Consider the following 20113-nt stretch of genomic DNA (forward strand, 5'->3'; position numbering starts at 1 on the left):
CCAGGAGCCGCTGGTTCACGCCCGCCCGCGGCCGCCGTCGGAAACGGCGAACCACAGCAGCCCCCCGACGAAGCACACCCCGCACGCCACCCCGACCGCGGTCGTCCACCCGACGGCCTCACCAATCACCGGGGTGACGACCGGGGCGAGCAGGCCGACGCCGTTCCCGCCGGTGTTCACCAGGGCGCACGCCAGCCCGCCGTTTCGCGGCGCCAGCGCCGGGGCCGTGGTCCAGAACACCCCCTCACACAGCCCGAGCGCCCCGAGCCCGAGCGCGAACCACGCCACCACCGCGTCCGGGTTGGTCGCGGCGACGCCGCACAGGCTGAACGCGGCGCTGAGGCTCATGCCGGTGACGGCCACGACCCGGTTGCCGGCGCGCGGCCCGAGGGCGCGGCCGAGCCGGTCCGCCACCCAGCCGCCCAGCGCCATCCCCACCGCCGACGCCATCATCACCACGAACGCCGCCCGCCGGCTCTCCGACTCCGGGAGCTTCAGCTCGCTGCCGAAGTAGAACTCGATCCAGTAGAAGAACAGGTACTGCATGTAGCCGAGCGCCCCGTAGCTGAGCGTGAGCAGCACCAGGCTCCGGTTGCGGAGCAAGTCGGCGACGTCCGCGAGCGTCGCCGCGGCGCGCGGCGGCGGGGCGCCGCCCGCGGCCACCAGCTCGCGCTCCGCGGCGTTCGTCCCGGGGTGTTCCGCCGGGCTGTCGGCGGCGAGGGCGTACCAGCCGACGCCGAGCAGCGCCAGCGCCGCGCCGCTGACGACGAACGCCGCCGGCCAGCCGACCACGTCCATCAGCCAGCCGAACACGGGGTACGTCAGCGCGATGCCGACGAGGGCGCCCGCGGTGACGGTGCCGTTCGCGGTCGAGCGCTCGCCGGGCGGCACCCACAGCGACACCGCCCGCGCCGCCCCGGGGTGGAGCGGCACGCTCGTCGCCCCGGCCAGCCCGCGGATGAGCAGCAGCGGCACGAACATCGCGGCGACGCCCAGGCCGGACCAGCCGAGCACGCCGGTCAGCGCGGCCCAGGAGCCGAGCCCCACGGCCATCACGGTCATCGCCCGGCGCGGGCCGGCGCGGTCGAGGAGGTAGCCGCCGGGGAGCATCCCGAGCGTGTAGACGAACAGGAACGCCGAGTACACCAGCCCCATCTGCGCGGCCGTGAGCAGGCCCGGCCCGATGAAGTGCGCCTTGGCCGCGACCGAGATGCTGACCCGGTTGAAGTGCGCGAGGAAGGCGAGCCCCGCGAGCAACGCCACCACCAGCCAGCGGACGCGCGTCGGCCGTTCGAACATGGGCGCACCCGGTGGGGAATCGTGTCGAAATCGATTGGACTCGCCAGTCCGATCTACGGACCTACAGCTGATTAGGGTTGCGAAGCCGGCCCCCGGTCTTCCCCGGAGGTGGTTCGCCCCCTCACCCCGCGTGCTTCGCCGCGACCCTCTCCCCCGAGGGGAGAGGGTGGGCCTCACCGGTCCTCATCGCGGGCGGGTAACCACGCGCCGCGGCTGCGAAACACGCCTCTACCTCCGCGGGTCGATGCCCATCCGCGATGGGGGGTCGGGCGCTCTCACCCTCTCCCCTCGGGGGAGAGGGTCGCGGCGAAGCACGCGGGGTGAGGGGGCGAACCGCCTCCGATGAAACCCCGGGACCACGCACCCAACCCGGACAACTTGCGGACTGAGCCCCCAACCCGGTGATGCCGGTCACGGCGTCGCGAAGCGCGAGGCGATCTCGGCCGGCAGATCGTAGCCGATCCCGGGGCGGTCGGGGAGCGCGATCGTGCCGTTATTCACCGGAAACCCCGCGGCCTGGAGTTCGCGGCGGAGCGGCGACGCGTACACCTCGGCGGGCGCGAACTCGACGAACGGCGTGACCGGCGAGTACGCCGCGAGGTGGACCGTGGCAGCGCCGAGGATTTGCGTGGACCAGTTCCCCGGGCACACGAGCGCGCCGCGGGCGCGGGCCAGTTCCACGACCCGCTTCGCCTCCGTCAGCCCGCCGCAGGTCGTCATGTACGGCTGCACCACGGACACGCGGCCGCGGTCCATCATGTCGAGGAACTCCCACCGCGTCACGCCGTGCTCGCCCATCGCCAGCGGGATGGAGGTCCGCGCCGCGAGCTCGGCGTAGGGCGCCGGCGAGTCCACGGGGAACGGCGTCTCGAAGAAGAACACGTCGAACGCTTCCAGCTCGCGGCACACCCGCGCGGCGGTCGGCACGTCGTGGAACAGGTAGCCGACATCGACCATGAGCGTCGGCTTGCTGCCGAGCGCCCGGCGGAAGCGGCGGGCGAGTTCGACCACGTCGGCCGGCGACGACATCATCGGCTCGACCTTGAACGCCCGGTAGCCGAGCGCCGCCAGCTGCTCCGCACGGCCGACCTGTTGGGCGAACATCGGCTCGCCGCCCCACACGTCGGACACGAGCGTGCAGTACGGCGTGACGGCGAGGTCGGCGCCGGTCGGCGTCTGGAAAGGCCCGCGCTGCACGCCGCCGAGTAGTTCCCACACCGGCCGGCCGAGCATCTGGCCGTACACGTCCCACAGCGCCACGTCGAGCGCGCCGAGGATGATGACCTGCCACCCGCGGCGGTTCGTGTGCATGACCGCGTCCCACATCCGCTGCCACAGGCGCTCGGGGTGCGTGACTTGCTGGCCGATCAGCAGTCGACCGAAGTGCGTGTCCGGCCCGCCGACCGTCGCCCGCACCACGCCCGGCGGCACGCGGAACACTTCGGACAGGCCGCTCAGCCCGCCGTCGGTGTGGACGCGGACGCACGCCAGCGGCTCGACGCCGCCCTTGTCCGGGTCGATGTCCGGCCCGTCGCCGATGACGAACACGTCCAGCCGCGTGACCTTCATGGCGGGTTTCCGGTGACCGCGTGGCGGGACCGCGAGCGCCGGGTTACAGTAGTGGCACACGCCGAGTCGGCCGAGGTGGGCAGAATGTTCCGCGCCGTGCGAGTCGTCCTGTACTTCGTCGCCGCGGCCGCGCTGGTCCGGTCGGCCGCGGCTGACGAGCCGCCCGGCCCCGAGGCGCACCGCGCCTTCCGCCCGGTCGTGCAGCCGACGGTGCCCGACGTGCGCGGCCCGGCCCGCACCGGGATCGACCGGTTCGTCCTCGCCGCGCTCGAAGCGAAGAACCTCACGCTGAGCCCCGAAGCGGACCGGCCCACGCTCGTCCGCCGCGTCGCCTTCGACCTGACCGGCCTGCCGCCGACCGTCGCCGAGATCGACGCCTTCGTCGCGGACACGAGCGCGAACGCCTACGAGAAGATGATCGACCGCTACCTCGCGTCGCCGGCCTACGGCGAGCGGTGGGGCAAGTTCTGGCTCGACGCCGCCGGGTACGCCGACAGCAACGGCTACTTCAACGCCGACAGCGACCGCCCGCTGGCGTGGCGCTACCGCGATTACGTGGTCCGCTCCTTCAACGCCGACAAGCCCTACGACGTGTTCGTCCGCGAGCAGATCGCCGGCGACGAACTCGTCGGCTACGTGCCGGGCGGCGACGTGACGCCGGCGATGGTCGAGCCGCTGACCGCGACGCACTTCCTCCGCAACGCCCCGGACGGCACCGGCGAGAGCGACGGCAACCCGGACGAGGTCCGCACCGACCGCTTCACCGTGCTCGAAGGGAACGTGCAGAACCTCGTGAACTGCCTCCTCGGCCTCACCGTCCAGTGCGCCCGCTGCCACGACCACAAGTTCGAGCCGATCACGCAGGCCGAGTACTACGGCCTCCAGGCGCTGCTGTTCCCGGTGTACAACCCCGAGCGCTGGACGAAGCCGAACGAGCGCGTCGTGACGGTCGGGCTGAAGGTGGACCTCGACGCGCAGGCGCGCCGCAACCAGCTGATCGACCGGCAGGTGAAGGCGGCCCGCGACGGCCTCGCGGCGTTCGCCGACCCGCTCCGCGAGCAGCTCCTCGACGAGCGGCTGAAGGACGTGCCCGCGGCGAAGCGCGCCGAGGTCGTCGCCGCGGTGAAGGCCGCGAAGGACAAGCGGACGCCGGCGCAGAAGGCGCTCCTGAAGGAGCACGACAAGGCGGCCGACGTGGGCGACGACGCGCTGGCGAAGCGGTTCCGCGAGTACGCCGCGCTGCGCGACCAGGTGAAGCAGACGGTCGCCGACCGCGAGAAGGACCGCCCGCCGCCGGCCGACACGCTCGCCGCGTTCGTCGAGACGGACGCGAAGCCGGCGCCGCACCACGTCCTCAAGCGCGGGCTGCACCACGCGCCCGGCGACGAGGTCGGACCCGGCGTACCGGCGGCGCTCGCCACGCCGGGGAACAAGTACACGATCGACCGCCCCGCCGGCCGCGTCTCGACCGGCCGGCGCACGGCGTTCGCGAAGTGGGTCACGTCGCCGGAGAACCCGCTGTTCGCGCGGGTGATGGTGAACCGCGTCTGGCAGCACCACTTCGGCACCGGGCTCGTCGCCACCCCGGACAACCTCGGCGCGTCCGGCGCGAAGGCGTCGCACCCGGAGTTGCTCGACCACCTCGCCGCCGAGTTCGCCGCGTCCGGCTGGCGCGTGAAGGCGCTGCACCGGCTCATCCTCACGTCGGCCGTCTACCGGCAGGGTAGCGCGCCGCGCGCGGGGCTCGACGCCATCGACCCCGACACCCGGCTGCTCGCCCGCTTCCCCCTCCGCCGGCTCGACGCCGAGGCGGTCCGCGACGCCATGCTGAACATCTCCGGCGAACTCGACGCGACGGCCGGCGGCCCCTACGTGCCGAGCCGGCGCACGCCCGAGGGGTCGGTCGAGGTCGCGGAGAAGACGCCCGGGGCGCTGCGCCGCTCGCTCTACCTCCAGCAGCGGCGGACGCAGGTCGTCACCTTCCTCCAGCTGTTCGACGCGCCGGCGATCACGACGACGTGCGGGAAGCGAACGCCCTCGACGGTGCCGCTCCAGTCGCTCGCGCTGCTGAACTCGGAGTTCGCCCGCGCCCGCGGCAAGGCGTTCGCCGCGCGGCTGACCCGCGAGGCCGGCGACGACGCGGCGCGATTGGCGTTGGCCTTCCGCCTCACCGCCGGCCGCCCGCCCGTTCCCGAGGAGCGAACCGCGTGCGAGGGGTTCCTCACGAAGCAGCGCGAGGCCTACGCCGGGCAGCCGGACGCCGCGGCCCGCGCCTGGGCGGACCTGGCCCAGATGCTCCTCGCCAGCAACGCGTTCCTCTACGTCGAGTGAGGCTCCCCGTGGTGCGACCCGACTTCGCGCTGAACCGCCGGGCGTTCCTCGGCCGCTACGCCGGCGCCCTCGGCCCGCTCGCGCTGGCGAGCCTCGCGGCCGACGCGCACGCCGACCCGCTGGCGCCGAAGCGGCCGCACCACGCCGCGAAGGCGAAGGCCGTCATCTGCCTGTTCCAGCACGGCGGCCCGAGCCAGATGGACCTGTTCGACCCGAAGCCCGAACTCACGCGCCGCAACGGCCAGCCGCACCCGGAGAAGCTGGAAGTCCACTTCCACACGCAGCAGGGGAAGCTGCTCGCGTCGCCGTTCCGGTTCGCGCGGCGCGGCAACGTCGGCGTCGAGTTGTCGGAACTGCTGCCGCACACCGCCGGCATCGTGGACGACATCACGCTCGTGCGCTCGATGACGACCGACTCGGTGGACCACGAGGCGGCGCTGCGGGTGATCCACTCGGGCAAAATCTTCGCCGGCCGGCCGGCGTGGGGGTCGTGGGTGCTGTACGGCCTCGGCACGGAGCGGAAGGAGCTGCCCGCCTACGTCGTGCTCGGCGACCCGGGCGGGCTGCCGGTGGACGGCACGAACAACTGGTCGAGCGGCTTCCTGCCGGCGGTCTACCAGGGGACGCCGTTCCGCGCCGCGGGCACGCCGGTGGCGCACCTCGCCACCCCCGCCGACGTGCCGGCCGCGGCGCGCCGCCACCAGCTCGACCTGCTCCGCGGTCTGAACGCGGCGCACCTCCAGCGCCACGCCGGGAACGCCGAGCTGGAGGCGCGGCTGGGGCACTTCGAGCTCGCCGCGGCGATGCAGACGGCGGTGCCCGACGTGCTCGACCTCTCCCGCGAGACGGAGGAGACGAAGCGGCTGTACGGCATCGACGACCCGAAGTCGGCCGAGTACGGCCGGCGCTGCCTGCTGGCCCGCCGGCTGGTCGAGCGCGGGGTGCGGTTCGTGCAGCTGTTCCTGAGCGGCCAGCCGTGGGACACGCACAGCCGCAACGCCGAGAACCTGCGGAACCTGTGCGCCATGACCGACCGGCCGAGCGCCGGCCTGGTGACCGACCTGAAGCGCCGCGGGCTGCTCGACGACACGATCGTGATGTGGGCGGGCGAGTTCGGCCGGCTGCCGATCTCGCAGGGGACCGACGGCCGCGACCACAACCGCCACGCCTTCACGCTCTGGCTCGCCGGCGGCGGCTTCAAGCGCGGCTACGTCCACGGCGCGACGGACGAGTTCGGCTACCGGTCGGTCGAGAAGGTGGTGCGCGTGCCGTCGCTCCACGCGACGCTGCTCCACGCCCTCGGCCTCGACCACACGCGGCTGACCGTCCCGCACGAGGGCCGCGACGACACGCTCACCGACTACGCCGTCACCAACGCCGCGGTCGTACGCGACCTGTTGGCCTGAGTCACCGCCCGCCGGTTCCGGCGCCCGGCGGCGACGGCCGGACCGGGGCGACGACCCGCGACGGCCGGGCGCGGTCGTGGTGGACGTGGTTCACCGCCGCCACGACGCGCGCCGGCGGGTCGAGCGTCAGCGGCTCGCCGGTGTTCGGGTTCGGCTCGTAGAACGGGGCGCCGGTGCTCGCCACGGTCACGCGAATCCGGTGCCCCTTGTTGAACGCGATGCTCGTCCAGCCGATGTCGAAGTTGACGGGGTACACCCGCGCCGGCTCCAGGAACACCTCCTTCTCGTACCCGTCGCGGTAGCGGAGCCGGCGGACGTAGTCCATCACCAGCATCGAGCGGCCGTCCGGGTACACGTCCGAGACGCGGACGATCACGTCCGTGTCCCGCGCCGTGGACGACACGTACAGCTCGGCCCGCACCTTCCCCGTCCACTCGACCGGCTCGGCCAGCACGTCCGTGGTGAAGGTGAGGACGTTCGGCTGCTTCTCGAACTCGCGGGCGTCCTTCGCGCCGGGGAACGCGCGGCCGGGGATCGTCGCCGGGTTCTTCGGGTCGGCCGCGAACGGTGTCGAGGCCGTCTCCGCGACCGGCGCCCGGGTCGCGAGCGTGCCGCCGGCGGCGAGGTGGTACGGCGTGTCCGTCGCCGCCACCGGCCAGTCGGGGGCGGTCCGCCACACGTTCCCGGGGGCGCCCGCCTCGCCGACGGCGCCCATCACGTAGTAGCGCACCGTCGGGTCGCGCCGCGCGCCGGTGTCGAGCCCCTTCAGGTGGTGGTCGAACCAGCGGAGCATGTGCGCCTCGGTGTCGAACCTGGCGTTCTCCGGGTACTCGAGGTCGCCGGCCTTGTTCGTGTTCTTGAACCGGCCGTGGAGCCACGGGCCGAGGATCAGCTGCTGCGCGCCCCGGGAGTTCGGCCCGCCGCGGTGCTGGCGGCCGACAAAACTGTCCACGCTGCCGACGCACATGAAGTCGTACCAGCTGCCGACGGTGAAGCAGGGCACGTCCATCTTGTCGAAGTGCCGGGTGCAGTCCTCGGCGGCCCAGTAGTCGTCGTAGGTCGGGTGGGCGAACCACTCCTTGAGGAGCTTGAGGTTGTCGGCCGGGTCGCGGCAGACGGCGCCCATCTGCCGGAACCGCTCGGGCCGGGTGGTGCCGCCGATCCGGTAGCCCTCGTGGAACAGGCTGAGCCCGGTGTCGATCATGTACTGGGCCTTGAGCGCCGGCGGCCGGGTGACGGCGAGGAAGTTCTGCGCGAACCCGGCCTGCGAGCTGCCGAACGTCCCGACTTTTCCCGTACACCACGACTGCTTCGCCAGCCACTCGACGGTGTCGTACCCGTCCTTCTGCTCGCCCCAGCCGAGCGCACGGTATCCGACCCACTGCCCTTCCGACTTCCCCGCCCCGCGGAAGTTCTGGGCGGCGACGACGTACCCGCCCTCGGCGAGCTTGGCGAAGCTCTTGCGGGTGGCGGGAGCGGTGAGGTCGGCGTAGCGCTGCTCCAGCAGCGCCGGCCACGGCCCCTTCCCCGGCGGGAGGTAGAGGTAGACCGAGAGTTTGGTGCCGTCCCGCATCGGCACCCACACGTGCCGCTCGGTGACGGGGCCGAAATCGACCGGCGGCTGCGCCGCGGCCGACAGCGGCAGCGAGAGGAGGGCGGCGAGGGCGAGCGGGCGCATGGGCACTCCGGTGTCGGGGCGCTGTCGAGACCTTCGAGTTCGAGCCCGGAGGGCGTCGGCGTGTAGCCCCGGGTGGAACCCGGGGCGGGCGTCGGCGGTGGTCGTGTGGCGCGACCCCCGCGTACTCCGCCGCAGGCCGCCCCGGGTTCCACCCGGGGCTACACGCCGACGCCCTCCGGGCTCCAGCACCGAACCACCGAAGGGTTCGACCGAGCGCGGTATCGGCAGCCGTGGACCGGCACGCGACCGGGATGTCGCCTACGACGCCCCCCGCTCGGCGCGGAGCCGCAGCAGGGTGAGCAGGTCGGCCATTTCGACCAGCCCCTCGGCCTCGGCGCGCTCGTCGGGAGTGAGCGGGTGGCCGGCGTCCTGACGGTCGAGCAGCGACCGGAGCCGGGCGGCGACGCCGGCCGGCAGCCGGAACCGGGCGAGGTCGCCGGGCGGGTCGATGGCGAGGGTCAGCGGCATGGCGGGACTCCGGTGGGCTCGCATGGGTATGATAGCGGGCGCATGCCTCCTTCCCCGCGGGGCAGCAAAACGAGCGCACGCAGGGCGTTGCCTTGGGCTGAGGGCTGTCAGGCCGTCGGCCTGAAAACCCCGGGACGCCAACACGCCTGCGGTTGCGCGAAACCAGAAGACGCGACCGTTGCTTCTCGCGCCCCACTCCGAAAATGAGGCCGGCGAACAAACAGCTCAGCAGCAGCCGAGCCGCCAACCACGACCCGGCCACACAGGCCAGCGAAAAGTGCGAATGAGCCGGCGGTCTGCTGCAGCGTGGGGTTCGGCGGGACCACCTACTCGCGTCCGGCTGCCCGCCGTGACAACTCCGCCGCCTCGGCTCCGACGACAGTGACCTCGTCGTCGTGGTCGTCGTAGATCACCGCGAACACTCGAGCCCCCGTCGGCTCGGCGAACACGAAGTCCCGCGCCCCGGCTCGCCAGAGGTCGTCCGCCCACCCGGCGGAGTCACGAAAGGCGACCAGGACCCAGGGGAGACACGACATCATCGACAGCTCGCGCTCCCACCGGCACGTCAGGACCGACAGGTAGCCCTCGGCCGGGGCACCCAGATACTCCCGGGCGAGGGCCGACAGGACCGGGCCGGACGCCTCGTCAACCGCTGTCTCCGGAAGGAGGGTCAGCGTCGGGGCGTCCCGCCGGAGGCATTCGCGGACGGCCACCTGCACGTCGATCAGGTTGGAGCCCGGACTGACGAACCCGATCGGGTCCAGCGAAGCAACCCGCCCCAGGAGCTTCGCGAGCGCGACCCGAGCCGACCCGATCAGTAGCTTCTCCTGCAGTGTGGTCCCGGCGGGGTACTCCAGCGGCAATAGTGCGGGCTGGTTCGTCTGGGACACCGGCCGCCTCCGCCGCCGAACCATGTTTAGGCGTACTCGCCTTCCCGCGGTACGTCTCCGCGGCGGGCACCGCCTGTCCGACGGAGCGTACCGGGTCCACCGAGTGGTCGCCAGAAGATTCCGGCGAGGACATGCTCCGTGAGCCAGCGGGGGTGCCTTCGACGGCGTACCACCGGTCGGCCGCGACAGCTGTGCCTCACGTCCCCGGCAGGCGCAGCGGCGGGAGGGGCGGCAGCTCACCCTTCTGCCGCGCCCGCGGCAGCGCGAAGCGGAACGGCTGCGTCTTCGTGCCGCTCCCCGTGCGCACCACCAGCCCCGCCGACACCGCCCGCCGCAGCCACCGGTACAACACCGTCGGCGCCGGCGCCGCCTCCGAGGGCCAGTCGCCCAGCAGCTCCGGACACGTCGCCGGCGCCGGGCGGTCGGCCAGGTGCGCCCGCACCTGCTCCCAGTTCTCCCGGAACACCGCGTCCTCGTCGGTCGGCACCGCCCGGAACTCGGGCGTCCCCGGCACCCACTCGTACACCAGCTCCCCCACCGCCCCCGGCCGGCGCGACCGGCTCGTCAGCCGCCGACGGTTCCCGCCCCCACCCCGGCCGACGACGTGGAGTTCCAGGATCGTGTCCACGTACCCCAGCAGCGCCCCGCCGCCGCGGGCCAGGCTCCCCTCCGCCGCCGCCTTCCGCCGCGGGTGGTGCAGCACCAGCACCGCCGTCCCGCCCTGGGCCAGCCGGCGGAGCGGCTCCAGGAACCGCAGCAGGGCGCCGGAGTCGCTGTCGCTCCACCCGGGCAGGAACGGGGACAGCGGGTCCACCACGAACAGGTCGAGCGGCCCGTCCGCGCGCAGGCCGTCCACCGCCGCGACCAGGTCGGCCCACTCGGCCGCCGTCGGCCGCCCCGGGAACGGCCGCGACACCAGCCGGGCGTGCGGCCCCGCCGGGATCACGCGGTTCCGCTCGGCCCAGTGCGCCCCCGACTCCTCCGACAGCACCACGACCCGCCCGGGGGCACACGCCCGGCCGAGGAAGTCGCCCCCGCCGCCGAGGGCGTGGACGAGGCCGGCCAGGAGCGTCGTCTTGCCCGACTTCCACACGCCGGTCAGAAGGGAAATGTCGCCGCGCGCCAGGACGCCGTCCCACACCCACCCGGTGCCGTCCGTGTGGGCGTCGGCGGCGGGGGTGTCCATCGGTCGTAGGTCGAGGGTGAAGGTGCTCACCGGACGTGCCTCGATCGAATGTTCTTTTGTGGCATCGACTCAATGCGTGCCTCGACCCCCCGGGGGGGAGCCGTACACACAATGAGACTCGGCCGGACGGCAGAACGCGAGGTCGGTTGCGCCCGGTCGTGGCGCAGCGCCGGCACCCGACCAGAACTCGCTACCGCCGGGTGCGGGCCTCGATTATCCTGGGGGCTACGACCGAGGGCGCCCCATGTCCCGCCCGCTCGACCGCCGCGCCTGGATGACGCTCGGGGGGCTTCACCTCGGCGCCCTCGCCGCCGCAGCCGGCCCGAACCTCGCGGCCCTGCTCGCCGCCGACGGGGCCGGCCCGAAGCCGGACGGCGACTTCTCCGTCATCCTGTTCTGGGCCAACGGCGGGCCGAGTCATCTCGACACGTTCGACCTCAAGCCGGACGCGCCGGCGGAGGTCCGCGGGCCGTTCAAGCCGGTCCGCACGAACACCGTCGGCGTGCAGATTTCCGAGCACCTGCCCCGGCTCGCGGGCCTGGCCGACAAGTTCGCCCTCGTCCGCAGCCTGCACCACAACCGGGCCGAGCACTCCGGCGGGACGCACCGCTTCCTGACCGGCTACCCGTCGGTCGCGGCGAACCTCACCGACGCCGAGTACCCGGACGTCGGCTCGGTCGTGTCCAAGAGGCTCTCCGGCCGCGACGCCGGGGTGCCGACGTTCGTTGCGAACACCAAGGCGTACGGCAGCGGCCCGGGCTACCTGGGGCCGGCGTACGCGCCGTTCATGCCCCGCCCGGACCCGATCACCTCGACCGGCGCGAACGCGTACGACCCGGTCCCGCTCCACCTCGCCGCCGACGGGCGGGCCGGGTTGAGCCTCGACCCGGAGGGGACGGTCACCCTGCGCCGGCGGGACGACTTGCGGCGGTCACTCGACGCGCTGCCCCGGGCGCTCGACGACCGCGCCGGGCCGGCGGCCGAGTTCGGCCGGTACCAGCGCCGGGCGGTCGAACTGCTGTCCGGTCCGCGGACGCGCGCCGCTTTCGACCTGAGCCGGGAAGACCCGCGGGTGCTCGCCCGGTACGGCGACTCGGACTGGGGGCGCGACCTGCTCACGGCCCGGCGGCTCGTCGAGGCCGGGGTGCGGTTCGTGCAGTGCCAGGCCAACGTCCGGCTGCGGCCCGGCACCGGGCGCATCACGACGTGGGACGACCACTCGGTGAACTGCGACATCTTCAAGGCGTACGAGGAGCGGATGCCGCTGCTGGACCGCGCCGCGGCCGCGCTGATCGACGACCTGTACCAGCGGGGCCTGGACCGGCACGTCCTGTTCGTCTTCTGCGGCGAGTTCGGCCGGACGCCCCGGATCGCGTACCAGGACCCGAGTCGCCGGCCCGGGCGCGACCACTGGCCCCGCGCCATGAGCGTTCTGCTCGCCGGCGGCGGGCTGCGGATGGGTCAGGCGGTCGGCGCGACCAACGCCCGCGGAGAAGAACCGACCGCCCGCGCGATGGACAGCAACTGCCTGCTGGCCACCATCTATCACCGGTTCGGGATCGACACGGCCGGCCAGGAACGCGACCGGGCCGGGCGGCCGATCCCCATCCTGCCCGAGTGCGAACCGATCGCCGAACTCGTGGGGCGCTGACCGCCGGTACGGCGCGCTGCCCAAAGCCCTCACCGGCCCGGGCGGTTCTCGCCCTTCGGCAGGCGGTCGATCACGGCGGTCAGCGCCTCCACGGTGTCGGCGTAAGTGGTCGCGTGGCCGCCGTCGGGGCGGTGGATGAGCGTGACCGGCCGGCCGAGCGCCTTCAGCTTCTCGGCGAGCCGCAGGCAGCTGGCGGGCGGAACGACGGCGTCCTTCCCGCCGGTGGTCATGGCGACGGGCATGGTCAGCCGGTCGGCGTGCAGCTCGGCCGAGCGGCTGCGGTACACCTCCGGCCGCTCCTTCCGGGTGCCCCCGTACGCCGCCGCGATCGCGTCCCCGAAGCCCTCGTACTCGACCACGTTCGCGGTGCCGTTCAGCGACACGCACCCGGCCACCCGGTCGGGGTGCAGCGCGGCGAACGCGAGGGCGGCCGTCCCGCCCATCGACCCGCCTGCCACGACCACCCGCCGCACCCCGTACTTCGCCTTCAACTCGTCCAGGATCTGCAACACGTCGGCCTCGGCCGCCGGCCCCATCCACGAGGTCTTCGCCCGGTAGTCGGGGCAGACCAGGAGGAACCCGTGCGCCGCGGCGACGTCGCGCGTCCCCTTGCACTCGCCCCGGTCCTGCGTCACGAACTGCCAGCGGTCGGAGCCGTGGCCGTGAAGGGCGACGACGGCGGTGTTGGCCCGCTTCGGGTCGAAGCCCTTCGGCGTCACCACCACGTACCGCTGCTCGGACTTGTCGTGGCGGGCGACGAACGGCACGTCGTCCGCCGACCGGAGCGCGCCGGCCGCGGCCAGGAACACGGCGACGACCGCGGCGGGCCGGAACGGTTGCAACATGAGCATTCACCTCACCGAGGGAAGCGACGGGGCGGTCAGCGGATCGAGCGGAGGTACGCGAGCAGGTCGGCCGCCGTCTGGAGGCCGAGTTTGTCCTCCAGCCCCTCGGGCATGGCCGACAGCCCCGTACTCCGCAGCGACGCGATGTTCACCCGCTGGACCGTCTCGCTCGTCCCGTCCGCCTTGCGGATCGTGACCGTGTTCGCCGTCTCGGCGGCGATCATCCCGGTGAGGGTCACGTCGGCGTCCGTGACGAGGAGGTACGAATAATACTGCGGCAGCACTTCCCGGTTGGGGTCGAGGATGTTCGTCAGCACCGCGTCCGAGCCGCGGTTCTTGACCGACGCCAGGTCCGGACCGACTGCCTCGCCCACGCCTTCGAGCTTGTGGCACGCGGCGCACGTCTCCCGGAACACCGCCTTCCCCTTGACCGCGTCGCCCGGCAGATCGAGCGCCCGCTGGTACTTCGCGACGACCTCCGCGCGCCGCGCCAGTCCGACCCCGGCGAACAGCTTCGCCGCCCGGGCGCGGGTCGGCCCGTCGGCCGACTGCTGGAGCAGCTGGACGCGGGCCGGGTCGAGGTCGGTCGGCCGCACGGTCCCCTTCTCGACCGCGTCGAGGAGGGCGGTCACCCACGCGGCGCGGGCGAGAAGCGTTTCGGCGGCGGAGGCGCGGGTCGGCGGGCTCATCCCCGGCCACGCCGCCAGCACGACCGCGGAAACCTCCGGCGAGTCGAAGCGGCCCAGCACCTCGAGCGCGGCGAGCTGCACCGCCGGCGGCTGACGTACGGCGAGCGCCGCGGTCAGGAGCGCCTTCGCGTCGGCGAACGAGCCGAGCCCGAGCGTGCGGATTGCCGCCGCCCGGGCGGCGGGCGTGGCCGCCTCGTCCGCCGCGGTCTTCGCGGCGTCGGCGAGCAGGTCCGTCAGGATCGCGCCGGTCTTCCCGGCGGCGAGTCCGGCGAACCGCGGCCGGGCGGCCGGCGGCAGCTTCGACGCGAACGCCTGCACCAGCTGGCGGGCGAGCGCCCGCTCGGCGTCGGGCAGCGCGTCGATCCCCTTCACCACCTCGGCGACCTCGTCCGGCCGGTTGGCCGCGGCCGTCTGGGCCGCGAGCGCGAGGAGCACCTCCGTCGTCCCCGCGCCCCGGCCGCCCGCGTCGCGGAGCAGTCGGGAGAAGACCGCCCCGCCGCGGTCACCGACCGAGCAGAGGACCGCGAGACGGACCCACGGGTCGGCGGCGTCCCGGCGGGCGAGGGCCGTGAGCAGCGTCTCGGCCGTCTCGCCGCGGAACGCGCCGAGGGTGAACGCGAGCTGGTAGCGCACCCGCGGGTCCGGGTCGGCCGCGAGTGCCTGCAACTTGTTCGACAGCCCCGCGGACAGGCCGAACCCCTCCGCGAGCCGCAGGGCGTGGACCCGCACCCGCGGGTCGGGGTCGCCGAGGGCGGGGACCACCTCGCCGGCCGTCAGCACGCCGAGGCCGGCGAGGGCGTGAAGCGCGTGCATGCGGGCGACGGGCCACGCCGATCCCTCCGCGACTGCGCGAAGGGCCGGGGCGGCGGTCCGGTCCTGGCGCTCGTAGAGCAGCCGGGCGGCGGTGTCGCGGTGCCAGCCGTTCGGGTGGGCGAGCAGGCCGACGAGCTCCGCGGTCGTTGCCCGCCCGAGCTGCGGGGGCTTCGGCCGCGCGAACCCGTCGGGGGCGACGCGCCACACACGGCCGCGGTCGATGCCGCCGGCCACGTCCACGAGCGCGAGCAGTTGCGGCGGGAGGAACGCCGCCCCCTCGATGATCTCGCGGTACATGTCCACCACGTACAGGCAGCCGTCCGGCGCGTTGGCGAACTGCACGGGCCGGAACCACACGTCCTTCGACGCCAGGAATTCGCGGTCCTTGTCCGCCCGCACCGCCGACCAGCCGAGCCCCTTCGGCTCGAGCCGCGCCCGGTAGACGAGGTTGTTCGCGACCTCGCCGACGAAGATGTTGCTGCGGAACTCGGGCGGGAAGGCGTCGCCGCGGTAGACCGTCACCCCGGTCGCGCCGGTGAAGAACCCGAACGGCTGCCCGCCCTCGTCGGAGCCCGGCACCAGCTTGTCCTTGCGGAGGCGCGTGCGGGCCTCGCGCCACGGCTCGGGCGGGCTGATGCGGCGCAGCTGCGGGTACCGCCCCGCGGCGTTCACGTCCACGACCGGCGACGGGGCCACGACGTAGGGGTTGCGGGCCGCGTACTTCGCGTCGTAGGCGAGGAACTCGATCGGGTTGCTGTTGTCGCAGACGAACGTGTCGCCCCAGTCGTCGAGCGTCAGGCCGTGCTGCCCGCCGCCGCTGGTGGGCTCGAACCCGCCCGTCCGCGGGTCGAACCGGATGTTCTGGCGGCGCACCAGCACGGCCTTCGCGTCGGGGGCGTCCGCCGGCTTCAGGTTGCCTCCCGCGAGGCCGGTGGCGATGTGGAAGCGGTTGTCCGGCCCCCACCGGAACGAGTTCAGCATCGCCTCGCCGGCCTTGTCGCGGTCGAACCCGGTCAGCACCTTCCGCCGCACGTCCGCCTTGCCGTCGCCGTCGGTGTCCTTGAGGTACCACAGGTCCGGCACCACGCCGACGAACACGCCGCCGGCCCAGCACGCGACCGCGACCGGGGAGTCGAGCTCGGCGAACACCGTGGCCCGGTCGAACCGGCCGTCGCCGTCGGTGTCTTCGAGCAGTTTGACGCAGCCGCGGGCCTTCGACGGGGTCGGGCTCGCGTACTGGTTGTACTCCGGGAACTCGGCCACGTAGAGCCGGCCGTTCTCGTCGAAGTCCATCGCCACGGGCGAGCGGACGAGCGGCTCCGCGGCGGCGAGGTCGACGCGGAACCCCGGCCGCGCCTCGAACGCCTTCGCCGCCTCGGCCGGCTCCAGCGGCTTCAGCTTCGGCAGACCGGCGACGGGGAACGGCTGCCCGTCGGCCGCGACGGCGAAGGCGAGGAGCAGTGCGGCCGGCACAAGGAGGAGGCGGTACACGGCGGCGACTCCGGGCGGGGGGCGGGACGCATCCGCTCTACCCGCACGAGTATTGTTCCGGACCCGCCCCCGCCACCGTCGCACGCTTGAATTCCCGCCGCGAACCCCCTCCCGGCCGCGAGCCCCGAGGGACTCACGAGCCGTCGGCCCTCAATCAACGCCGGCCGACCGATGGCGTCGGGTGAACGACGAGCCGTTCTCGCCGCGGGGGCTTCGCCGTAAGAAGTGACCGAGTGACTCTCGACCGCGACCACAGCCCGTGCCCGGCTTGTCGCCAGCCACGCTGGTTGTGCGTCTGCACTCACGCCCCGCGGCTCACGACCCGCACCCCGCTCCTCCTCGTCGTCCACGTCCACGACTACGGCCGGACGAGCAACACGGTCCGCCTCCTCTCGCTGGCGGTCCGCGGCGTCGCGGTGATCCCCCACGGGGTGTTCCCCGCCGCGGCCGACCCGGCGCCCCACGTGCCGGCGGGCACAACCCCGGTCGTCCTCTTCCCCGGCCACGGGGCCAGGCCGCTGACGCCCGAGCTCGTCGCCGCCCTGCCATCGCCGCCGGCCCTCGTCGTGCCGGACGGCAACTGGAAGCAGGCGAGCCGCATGGTGAAGCGCCTGCCGCTCCTCGCCGGCGCCGTGAAGGTCGCGCTCCCGGACCGGGCCTTCGCCGGCCCCGCCCTACGCCGGAGCCACGCGGGGCACCACATGTCGACCTACGAGGCGGTGGCCCAGGCGCTCGGGGTGCTGGAGGGCGAGCAGGTCGCCGGTGCACTCCTCGACTTCTACCGGCGGGCGACGGACCGCATGCTGCTCGTCCGCGGCAAGCTCCGGCTCGGCGACGTGTACGGCGGCCTCGACGAGCCGCTCACGCCCGGCGCGGCCCGGCCCGGTTGAACAACTCGCGGTGTTCGCCGGGCCGTCGGCGAGGGCTCCGAGAAATTTCGGGAATCGCGTGGCAGGTTTTCGGTTGGCTCCCGCTTGAAAGGTGTCGGCCCGGATCGGACGATCCGCCGGGCCGGAATCACCCAGCGGAGGCCACCGTGACCCGCCCCACCCGCCTCGCATTGTTCGCCACGATCCTGCTGCCGATCCAGTTCCCCGGCTGCGACCCGGTCCTCCTCCGCGGGGCGGAGCTGGCCCCCGCCCGGGTGACACTCCCCGCACGAGACGCCCGAGGAGGTGGCGCGTCAGGCGGCCGCGTTCCGGGCCCGGTGGACGTTCCGGGGGTAACGGTGTTCGCCGGCGAGGCCGAGTTCGGCAACACCGCCCGCAACCCGCTGAACCCACAAGACGTGGCCCGCGGCGAGGGGACGGCCGACGGCCCGGGCGGGACAGTGCGGGCGCGGCCGCTGACAGACCCGGCGGCGTACCGCCCGGCGAGGTGAGGCCGGCGAGCGGGGGCGTCGGCCTCACCTCGCCACGTTTTTTTGTCAGCCCCCGCCGCCCCGATACGCTTCTCTCCGGTGAGTACCCCGCCCTGCCGCCCCCCTGGGTGCCATGACCGAACCGTCCCTCAACACCCTCCGGTTGCACGACCTCGTCGATCGCTTCCGCGACGGCGACCGGGCGGCGGCCGACGCGCTCCTCAAGGCCGTCGCCGGCCAGCTCGGTCGGCTCGCCGGGCGGATGATCCGCAACTTCCCGAAGGTCCGGGCCGGGGCCGACACCGCCGACGTGGTCCAGGGCGCGATGATCCGGCTGACGAAGGCGCTCGGCGACGTGCGCCCGAACTCCACCCGCGAGTTCGCCGGGCTGGCCGCCCTCCAGGTCCGGCGGGAACTCCTCGACCTGGCCCGCTACTACACCACCCGCCTGATCGGCCGCCCGGTGCAGGACCCGAAGACCGACGACTTCGGCACGGGCGGCGGCGACGGGCCGGCCGAGCTCGAACTCTGGGCGCGGTTCCACGCCGCCGCCGACGCCCTGCCGGCGGAGGAGCGCGAGGCGTTCGGCCTCCTGTTCTACAACGGCCACACCCGGGCCGAGGCCGCGCTGCTGCTCGGCGTGTCGGAGCGGACCGTGTACCGGTGGTGGGCGATGGCCTGCGAGCGGCTGGTCGAACAGCTCGGCGGCGAACTCCCCACCTGACCCCACCCCGGAGGCGATTCGTGACCAACAACGACGGCGCACTCGACTCCCTCTTCCACGCCTGGCAATGGGAGACGGACAACGGCCGCGACCCGACGCCGGCGGAGATCTGCGCCGCCCGCCCCGACCTCGTCCCCGCACTGGAGCGCAGGATTGCGGCCCTCCGCAAGATGGCCGAGCTCCTCGTCCCGATGTCGGACCCCACGGCCGACACCGCCGTGTACGGCGACCCGCCGGCCGCCGACGAGTCGGCGCCGGCGCTGCCGGGGTACGGGCCGCTGGAGAAGATCGGCCACGGCGGCATGGGCTTCGTCTACAAGGCGCGGAACCTGGCGCTGGACCGGGTCGAGGCGATCAAGACCGTCCGCCCCGGCGACTTCGCCGGCCCGCGGGAGCTGGCACGATTCCAGTTCGAGGCCGAGGCCGCCGCCCGGCTGGCGCACCCGAACGTCGTCACCGTGTACGGCGTCGGCGAGGCCGGCGGCCGGCCGTACCTGGCGATGCGCTGGGTGGACGGGACGAGCCTGGCGGCGCGACCGCCCGACCCGCCGCGGGCGACGGCGGTGCTGGTGGCGAAGGTGGCCCGGGCCGTGCACTTCGCCCACGAGCAGGGGATCCTCCACCGCGACATCAAGCCGGGGAACATCCTGGTGGACGCGGCCGGGGAGCCGTTCGTCGCCGACTTCGGCATCGCCCGCCGGCTCGACCCGTCGGCCACCCAGACCGGCCAGTGCAACCCGGTCGGCACCCCGGCGTACATGGCCCCCGAGCAGGCGCGGTGCGAGCCGCGGCTGACCGTCGCGGCCGACGTGTGGGCGGTCGGGGCGGTGCTGTACGAGCGGCTGACGGGCCGCCCGCCGTTCGGCACCGACAACCCGTGGGCGATCTTCCGGCGGCTCCAGACCGAGACCCCGACCCCGCCCCGCGAGCTGAACCCGGCCTTGGACCGCGACCTGGAGGCGGTCTGCATGAAGTGCCTGGAGAAGGACGCGGCCGACCGGTACGCCGGGGCCGACGAGCTGGCCGCCGACCTGGAGCGGTTCGCCCGCGGGGAGCCGGTGGCCGCCCGCCCGCCGGGGTTCTGGGACTGGGTCCGCCAGCTCGCCCGCACTCGCCCCGAGCCGCACCCGCACTACTCCTGGCCGGTCACGGCGTGGTTCGGGCTCGTCACGCTGGTGGTGAACGGGGCGGTGCTCGGGCTGATCGAAGCCGGCGGGTCGGCGGCCGCGGCGTGGGCGGTCCACGTCGCGGCGGCGGCGGTACTGAGCCTGATCCTGTGGTGGTACATGCTCCGCCGCTTCCGCCAGCTGCCGCCGACGGAGAGGCATTCCCTCATCATCGGGTTCGGGGGGATCGTCGGCCTTGTGGCCGTCACCATCGGGTACGTCCCGGTGTCGGCCGATGCACCGGCCCGAATCATACTGGACACGTACCCGGCCCAGCTGGTCGTGGCGGGGTTCGGCACGTTCGTCCTCGGCTCGACCAACTGGAGCCGGTTCTTCCCGATCGGGCTGGCGTTAATCGCCCTGGTCCCGTTCGCCGTGTGGTACCCGCAAGCCGGCCCGTACTTGTACGGGGTCGCGGCCGCAGCGCTGATGTGGTACTGGACCTACGCCAAGGCGGTGTGGTTCCGCGGCCCCGTGCCGGGTTGAGGCGGGCGATTTTCGTGTCAGGCGCGGCCGCTCCCGTCCGCTGATCGGGTGTTCGAACCCG

General features: G+C 73.7%; 15 protein-coding genes. 7 read left to right on the top strand and 8 right to left on the bottom strand.

The annotated features are described in order from the left end of the window. Positions 1-15: 15 nt before the first annotated feature. The gene (locus tag ETAA1_RS26975; protein WP_145243739.1) at positions 16-1299 is read right to left on the bottom strand and encodes an MFS transporter; all 1284 of its coding nucleotides are present in this window, start codon (positions 1297-1299) and stop codon (positions 16-18) included. A 411-nt stretch (positions 1300-1710) separates the two neighbouring features. After that, entirely contained in the window at positions 1711-2868 is a 1158-nt protein-coding gene (locus tag ETAA1_RS26980) for a mandelate racemase/muconate lactonizing enzyme family protein (RefSeq protein WP_145243740.1), read from the bottom strand. A gap of 84 nt (positions 2869-2952) precedes the next feature. Here ETAA1_RS26980 and ETAA1_RS26985 point away from each other — a divergent pair, with 84 nt between their 5' ends. Then, positions 2953-5199, top strand: a complete 2247-nt coding sequence (locus ETAA1_RS26985) for a DUF1549 and DUF1553 domain-containing protein (RefSeq protein WP_145243741.1) — start codon at positions 2953-2955, stop codon at positions 5197-5199. Between the two features lie 8 nt (positions 5200-5207). Beyond that, positions 5208-6605 (top strand): DUF1501 domain-containing protein, encoded by a 1398-nt coding sequence (locus ETAA1_RS26990; RefSeq protein WP_238389309.1) that lies wholly within the window; start codon positions 5208-5210, stop codon positions 6603-6605. Position 6606: 1 nt separating this feature from the next. On the opposite strand, the gene ETAA1_RS26995 is transcribed toward ETAA1_RS26990, so the two are convergent. From ETAA1_RS26995 to ETAA1_RS33580, 4 genes are all read right to left on the bottom strand, one after another. Continuing rightward, positions 6607-8283: a CocE/NonD family hydrolase gene (locus tag ETAA1_RS26995; protein WP_202920436.1), complete on the bottom strand. Its 1677-nt coding sequence runs from the start codon at positions 8281-8283 to the stop codon at positions 6607-6609. 258 nt (positions 8284-8541) lie between these two features. Beyond that, positions 8542-8751 (bottom strand): hypothetical protein, encoded by a 210-nt coding sequence (locus ETAA1_RS27000; protein ID WP_145243743.1) that lies wholly within the window; start codon positions 8749-8751, stop codon positions 8542-8544. Positions 8752-9077: 326 nt separating this feature from the next. After that, positions 9078-9641, bottom strand: coding sequence for a hypothetical protein (locus tag ETAA1_RS27005; protein ID WP_145243744.1), 564 nt, complete (start codon positions 9639-9641; stop codon positions 9078-9080). A 196-nt stretch (positions 9642-9837) separates the two neighbouring features. Further along, complete coding sequence (locus ETAA1_RS33580) at positions 9838-10857, bottom strand: AAA family ATPase (protein WP_145243745.1); 1020 nt, start codon at positions 10855-10857, stop codon at positions 9838-9840. Between the two features lie 214 nt (positions 10858-11071). On the opposite strand from ETAA1_RS33580, the gene ETAA1_RS27015 reads away from it, so the two are divergent. Next, complete coding sequence (locus ETAA1_RS27015) at positions 11072-12478, top strand: DUF1501 domain-containing protein (protein WP_145243746.1); 1407 nt, start codon at positions 11072-11074, stop codon at positions 12476-12478. 29 nt (positions 12479-12507) lie between these two features. On the opposite strand, the gene ETAA1_RS27020 is transcribed toward ETAA1_RS27015, so the two are convergent. Continuing rightward, the gene (locus tag ETAA1_RS27020) at positions 12508-13323 is read right to left on the bottom strand and encodes an alpha/beta hydrolase family protein (RefSeq protein ID WP_202920437.1); all 816 of its coding nucleotides are present in this window, start codon (positions 13321-13323) and stop codon (positions 12508-12510) included. Positions 13324-13358: 35 nt separating this feature from the next. Beyond that, a complete protein-coding gene (locus ETAA1_RS27025; RefSeq protein WP_202920438.1) occupies positions 13359-16316 on the bottom strand; it encodes a PVC-type heme-binding CxxCH protein in 2958 nt (985 codons plus the stop codon). Between the two features lie 233 nt (positions 16317-16549). Between ETAA1_RS27025 and ETAA1_RS27030 the strand changes: the two genes are divergently transcribed. The 4 genes from ETAA1_RS27030 to ETAA1_RS27045 all read left to right on the top strand — a co-directional run bounded on the left by ETAA1_RS27030 (position 16550) and on the right by ETAA1_RS27045 (position 20052). Further along, a complete protein-coding gene (locus ETAA1_RS27030; protein WP_145243749.1) occupies positions 16550-17206 on the top strand; it encodes a tRNA-uridine aminocarboxypropyltransferase in 657 nt (218 codons plus the stop codon). A gap of 146 nt (positions 17207-17352) precedes the next feature. Next, positions 17353-17697 carry a hypothetical protein gene (locus tag ETAA1_RS27035; RefSeq protein ID WP_145243750.1) on the top strand — a complete coding sequence of 115 codons (345 nt, stop codon included), beginning with the start codon at positions 17353-17355 and terminating at the stop codon, positions 17695-17697. Positions 17698-17809: 112 nt separating this feature from the next. Next, positions 17810-18400, top strand: a complete 591-nt coding sequence (locus tag ETAA1_RS27040) for an RNA polymerase sigma factor (protein ID WP_145243751.1) — start codon at positions 17810-17812, stop codon at positions 18398-18400. A gap of 20 nt (positions 18401-18420) precedes the next feature. Beyond that, entirely contained in the window at positions 18421-20052 is a 1632-nt protein-coding gene (locus tag ETAA1_RS27045) for a serine/threonine-protein kinase (RefSeq protein ID WP_145243752.1), read from the top strand. Positions 20053-20113 lie beyond the last annotated feature (61 nt).

It is taken from the genome of Urbifossiella limnaea, assembly GCF_007747215.1.
GTDB lineage: Bacteria > Planctomycetota > Planctomycetia > Gemmatales > Gemmataceae > Urbifossiella > Urbifossiella limnaea.